This window comes from Bacteroidia bacterium (genome assembly GCA_025056095.1).
GTDB lineage: Bacteria > Bacteroidota > Bacteroidia > JANWVE01 > JANWVE01 > JANWVE01.
The window spans coordinates 1-4,988 of the sequence record JANWVW010000209.1 but is presented as its reverse complement, the minus strand read 5'-3'; the positions used below and the strand labels follow the sequence as shown (position 1 = coordinate 4,988).

Annotated in this window: 8 protein-coding genes; 4 read left to right on the top strand and 4 right to left on the bottom strand. The window is 41.9% G+C overall.

Translation table 11 applies throughout. The annotated features are described in order from the left end of the window. From NZ519_12035 to NZ519_12020, 4 genes are all read right to left on the bottom strand, one after another. A partial coding sequence (locus tag NZ519_12035; GenBank protein MCS7029484.1) for an N-acetylmuramoyl-L-alanine amidase occupies positions 1-294 on the bottom strand: 294 nt, incomplete at its 3' end. A gap of 46 nt (positions 295-340) precedes the next feature. Beyond that, positions 341-1,219 carry a hypothetical protein gene (locus NZ519_12030; protein ID MCS7029483.1) on the bottom strand — a complete coding sequence of 293 codons (879 nt, stop codon included), beginning with the start codon at positions 1,217-1,219 and terminating at the stop codon, positions 341-343. A gap of 23 nt (positions 1,220-1,242) precedes the next feature. Beyond that, entirely contained in the window at positions 1,243-1,620 is a 378-nt protein-coding gene (locus NZ519_12025) for a hypothetical protein (GenBank protein MCS7029482.1), read from the bottom strand. Between the two features lies 1 nt (position 1,621). Continuing rightward, positions 1,622-2,476, bottom strand: a complete 855-nt coding sequence (locus tag NZ519_12020) for a Clp protease ClpP (protein ID MCS7029481.1) — start codon at positions 2,474-2,476, stop codon at positions 1,622-1,624. A 115-nt stretch (positions 2,477-2,591) separates the two neighbouring features. On the opposite strand from NZ519_12020, the gene NZ519_12015 reads away from it, so the two are divergent. From NZ519_12015 to NZ519_12000, 4 genes are all read left to right on the top strand, one after another. After that, on the top strand, positions 2,592-2,849 hold the full coding sequence (locus tag NZ519_12015; GenBank protein ID MCS7029480.1) for a hypothetical protein: 258 nt from the start codon (positions 2,592-2,594) through the stop codon (positions 2,847-2,849). Further along, the gene (locus NZ519_12010) at positions 2,836-3,264 is read left to right on the top strand and encodes a DUF1804 family protein (GenBank protein ID MCS7029479.1); all 429 of its coding nucleotides are present in this window, start codon (positions 2,836-2,838) and stop codon (positions 3,262-3,264) included. Before NZ519_12015 ends, NZ519_12010 begins: the two co-directional genes overlap by 14 nt. Then, the gene (terL, locus tag NZ519_12005; GenBank protein MCS7029478.1) at positions 3,264-4,748 is read left to right on the top strand and encodes a phage terminase large subunit; all 1,485 of its coding nucleotides are present in this window, start codon (positions 3,264-3,266) and stop codon (positions 4,746-4,748) included. Before NZ519_12010 ends, terL begins: the two co-directional genes overlap by 1 nt. A 1-nt stretch (position 4,749) precedes the next feature. After that, on the top strand, positions 4,750-4,988 hold a 239-nt coding region (locus NZ519_12000; protein ID MCS7029477.1), incomplete at its 3' end, for a hypothetical protein.

The following is a 4,988-nucleotide window of genomic DNA, read 5'->3' as shown; positions in this document are numbered from 1 at the left end:
CTTACCATCACAATTGATGTGGCTTGCCCAGTTCTGTAAGTCCATCGTTTGAACAATTTCCCCATTTTTTCCAATGACAAAGTGTGTTCCTACTCTGCCTGATGCACACCTGTTCCAGTACTCCACCACAGGGGTGGGTTTATCGCCCCCTACGGTATGATGCAATACAATTTGGGATTTAGGTGTGCCGTCCCCTTTGAAATGTTTTTTCAGCGGCGCAAAGACAATCTCTGTTTCTTCCATAACCTGATTTTTTTGGTTTTCCTTTGCTACGGAAATGACAAATGCCAACATCGCAGCAAAAAGTAACAACTTTGATTTCATTATATTTATGATGTTTTTATGCAAATACACTGACAATAGCTCCCACAGCTCTTGGGGCAAATCTGCCCGCACCAAAACGGCAATAAAAATTAAACACATCTCCAAGAAATTCGGGCGTTTGGGTAGTAATCATTTTTGGTGGTGTAAATCCATAAAACCACTGTTTATCCACATAAGCAATAGCTGCTTGGCGAGAGTTGACGTCGTTAGTGCCAAAAGCCTGTTTGGTCAAGGTTTGGGTATAGTTAGGGGTGTCTGTGCGCATGCGGATTTTGAAACCGTAGTAATACAACAACACTCCTGTAATTTCTCCCTCACGGCTTTGGTAAGAGTATTGATTTTGAAGGGCTACATCATTGTTGACCAAGTCCCAAAACTGAAATGGCGTAAGAATAAGCGTTCTGCCTTGTGGAAAATTTGCTGCGTCAAACCTTTGCGCCAAAGTAGCAATATCGTTTTTAGTGATAGGTCTAGGGTTGCCTGCCGTAGCTGTGCCTGTGGCTGCAATAACGGGCAATTCGGTAGTGTCTGACGTGGGGGCTATCTCAAACAAAGTTCTATCTCCAATAGCTTTGCTCAAACTATCCCTGTGCGATTTAATGACGCTTTCCATTTTGTCGTAAGACAACTCTATTTTTTCGGGGTTCGTTACCCGCGTGGGCTGTGTAGCCAGGTCGTGCATAGTAACCGCATTGTTGGTGTCTGTGCGGGTGGTAACGGTCATGGGAAGTGTGGGGTTAAATACCGCTTGTACTAATCCCCCTGCAATAGGTACGTTAATTGCGTCATTGGTAGTAAATTGGGAATAATCTACACCATCATTGAGAAAATCATTGCTGGGAATAAAACGCTCCTGGATTTGCTTTTCCCAGATTTCTTTATTAAGTCCTGCCATAGTTTATACTTAAGTTTTTGCTGTTAAATGTCAATATCCTTGCTTTCGCCCTTAATTACCCTTCCTATAGACACCACAAACTCACGGTGTTTGCCGTCAGGAAATTCAGGGTCAATAAATTGAATTAAAACCACCACTTTTAACACGCCTATATTAAAGTTTTTGCTTTGCTCCCGCTCTACCACAATATTTATGCTGTTGTTTTGAGTAGGGTGATAGTCCAATGTGCCATGCCCGGGCATACTGTTCAGGCTGTATTTAGCTACTTCTGTGTTGGCTACATACAGCACGGCTACGATATTGTTAATGTTTGTGGGGTTAAGCACCACGGGGGTAGTGCCGTCCATAATATCCACTTTCAGCAACACATCTTCGCCTTGTCGGATAATAGTTTCTGCCATATTATTGTTTCTTTAAAAGTTCTTTGAAGTATTCAGGATTTTCATTTTTAAGTTTTTCCAAACCGTTGGGGTCTTTTTTTCGCCAGTCGTCCAAAGTCCATTCATTTCGCAGACTGTTCTGTTGAATTTGGCTAAACACAGGAGGTTTGGCGTTTTTAAGAATAAAGTCTTTGAGTTTTTTGGCTTCCTCCATGTTGGTGTAAGCCAAAGCCGAAACCGCCTTTTTAGCTTCCTCGGGTACATCCTGCAAAAAAAATTCAATCTCCTGTTTTTTGTACCGTTCTAACTCCTGCAATAGCTTTTCGTTCGTTTTTTGGATATGGTTGGTAAACTCCATCACGCTTTTGTCTATATACACACTTTGCTTTGGTATTTCACAAAAACCCATTTTGGCAGCTTCCTCTGCGGTCAGCAAGGTTTCTTTGTTCATCATATCTGTCAGCATACTGCGGGTAGCCTCGTCGTTTTTGCCCAAAGCCTGCATATAAATATCAATGATGATTTTTTCTAACTGCTCAATGGTTTCGGCGTGCTTGCGAAGCCCTTCGGCGCTAGCACTGGGAATGTATTCTGAACTGACATTGTGTAAAAGTAAAGTACTGCCCGGGTTCATGTATCGTTTATCCCCTGCCAAAAATGGCAGGACTGCAGCGCTGTAACATGCCCCGTCTACCACTGTGGTTACCTGCCCTCTGTAGTTTTGCAGCAAATTATACATTGCAATACCATCATTTACATTACCTCCATTGCTGTTGATGCGCACCACCAAATTCTCGTTCTTCTTTTGCTGCAAAAATTCAGAAAGAGTATAAGTAGCCCATTCGTTGATGTCAGAATATAAAAAATAAGTTGCCATATACTTTGTGCAAAGATACGAGCCGTATTGTTATAATTTACAGTAAATTACTGTAAAAATCAGCTTTTTACGTAAAAAAGTAGAAAATAGTAGGACAACTACGTATCTTTGTAGCATGGAAGTAAAACCTAACTGTGCCAACAGGAGCAAAATAGACCTACGTGGCCTGCTTCCGAGGGGTTACGGCAAAGAGATTGTCAGCCGATTAAAAGGTAAGTACAGCACCGACCAAGTCTACAGAGTAGCCTGCGGAAAGCTTGTTATGCCTGTTATTGAAAAAGAGCTTTTGAAACTTATTGATGAATATCAATCGGAGCTTCAAGAAACTAACGAGATTAAAGCTAACATTTTCAAAAAATATGGCAAACGTTAAACGCAACGCCAAACTGTTGGCAATGGAGTATTATATGAACAGCGATTTGTCCAACGGACAGATTGCAAAACTGCTTGCCATCAGCGAGCGGACTGTTGATAAATGGGCAAAGCAGGATAAATGGGCAGAAATAAAAAAAGCAAGGGTGGTCAGCGCTACCAATATTGAAAAATTGGCTTATGAGGTAAGTAACAAGTTTATGCAGGGATTAGCCAAAAAAGAGGAAGTGTTGGTGGGGGACATTGACGCCATCGCCAAAATGAGCGCCGCGCTGGAAAAAATATCGGGCAAAACGAACCTGTCCAACCGCATAGCCATTTTGACGGATTTTGTGCAATGGGTACAGATACAACACCCCAACCATGCAGAGGATACAGCACAATTAGCCCAAGAGTATATTAAACAGAAAGCATAATGGCAAAGAAGGAAACGCAAGAATACAGGGATTTTCTCAAACTGTGCGAACAAATTAAAAACTCTACGCACGTAAAAAAAGAAAGCGAAGCGGAGAAAAAGTACCGCATTGACACTTTACTCTCGGACTATAACCAATTTTGCAAGTACTATTTTCCTGACTTTGCCAGCGTAGATTGTGCTAAATTTCACATTGAGGCATGCAGGTATGTAACTCATCATCATCGTTGTAGCGTGATTTTTCGCTGGCACAGGGGCGCAGCCAAAAGTATGCACGCCTGTGTGTTTTTACCCCTTTGGTTAATGGCAAAAAGCGAACTCAAATTCGGAGTAATTGTAGGTAATAACCTCAACAGCGCCAAAAGACTTTTAGGGGACTTACAGGCACAGTTAATGGAAAATCAAAGGATCATTAACGACTTTGGTGAGCAGTTTAAGCAGGGCGATTGGCAGGAAGGAGAATTTACCACTCAAAGCGGAGTTACCTTTGTAGCATTAGGTATGGGACAAAGCCCCCGAGGACTGCGAAGGGGAAAACACAGACCCGATTACATCGTTTGCGATGACGTAGACACGGCAGAGCTTAGCCGAAACAAAAGCCGTATCCAGGATGCCGTGCAGTGGGTACTCCAAGACCTGATGGGCTGTTTTGACATAGGCAATGCAAGATTTATTTTGGCAGGAAACCTGTTTGCGAAAAATTCCATAAATGCCATTTTAGAACAAAAAGGATTTAAGGTTATACTCGCTAACGCTTTGGATGCCAAAGGCAAACCTACATGGAAAGAAAAATACACTGCTGCCTATTTCAATGACATAAAAGCCCGTATCGGCACAAAAGAGTTTTTGCGTGAATACCAAAACGAACCCATAGAAGAGGGCAAAGTCTTTCAGCCCGAATGGATAAAATTTGAGTCTTTGCCTGCGGACTTTTTTCAAAAAGCCAAACTGATAATTTATTGCGACCCTTCTTTTTCTGCAAAAGGCGACTACAAAGCCGTTAAGTTATGGGGTAGATATGGCTTGCGATACTACTGCTTGAAAGCTTTCGTACAACAAACCACGCTCAAAAAAATGATTGAAACCCTGTACCAATGGCATGAACAATATCCTACGGCAGAAATATGGATAGAAGAGCAGTTTGTACAGGAATTTATCATGCAGGAAGTACAGCGGATTGCTCAGGAAAAAGGCTATTTTTTACCTATACGCAGGGATAAAAGAAAGAAGCCCAACAAACTTCAGCGCATCGAAGCCCTTACACCCCTGTACGAAAATGGTTTAATTATTTACGATATCACGCAAAAAAATGACCCTGACATGCAAAGAAGTATAGAACAAACACTTTTGTTTGAAGAAGGTAGCAGCGTAAATGACGATGCACCTGATGCCGACGAAGGCGCTATCTATTTGCTGCAAAAATATAGTTCTGCCATTATACCGAGTAAAAAACTATTCAAAACCATAGAAAGGAGAGCTTTTTAACATGAAAGAGTTGCTTACCAAGCCTGGCGGACAAGGCTTGTTTATAGACGATTTGGTTACTTTACAAAAAGAAGCCCTTTTGGGCTGCGAACAGATTTTGCACAACTTGCAACCTTGTGTATTGAGTGGTTGTGAGGTTAGTCAAAATGTAGACTTAACCTACAACATTACCGCAGGATACGTGTGGTTAGGGGGCAAAATTCGGTTTTTTAGCGGGGAAACCGACATTGCCACCGGACA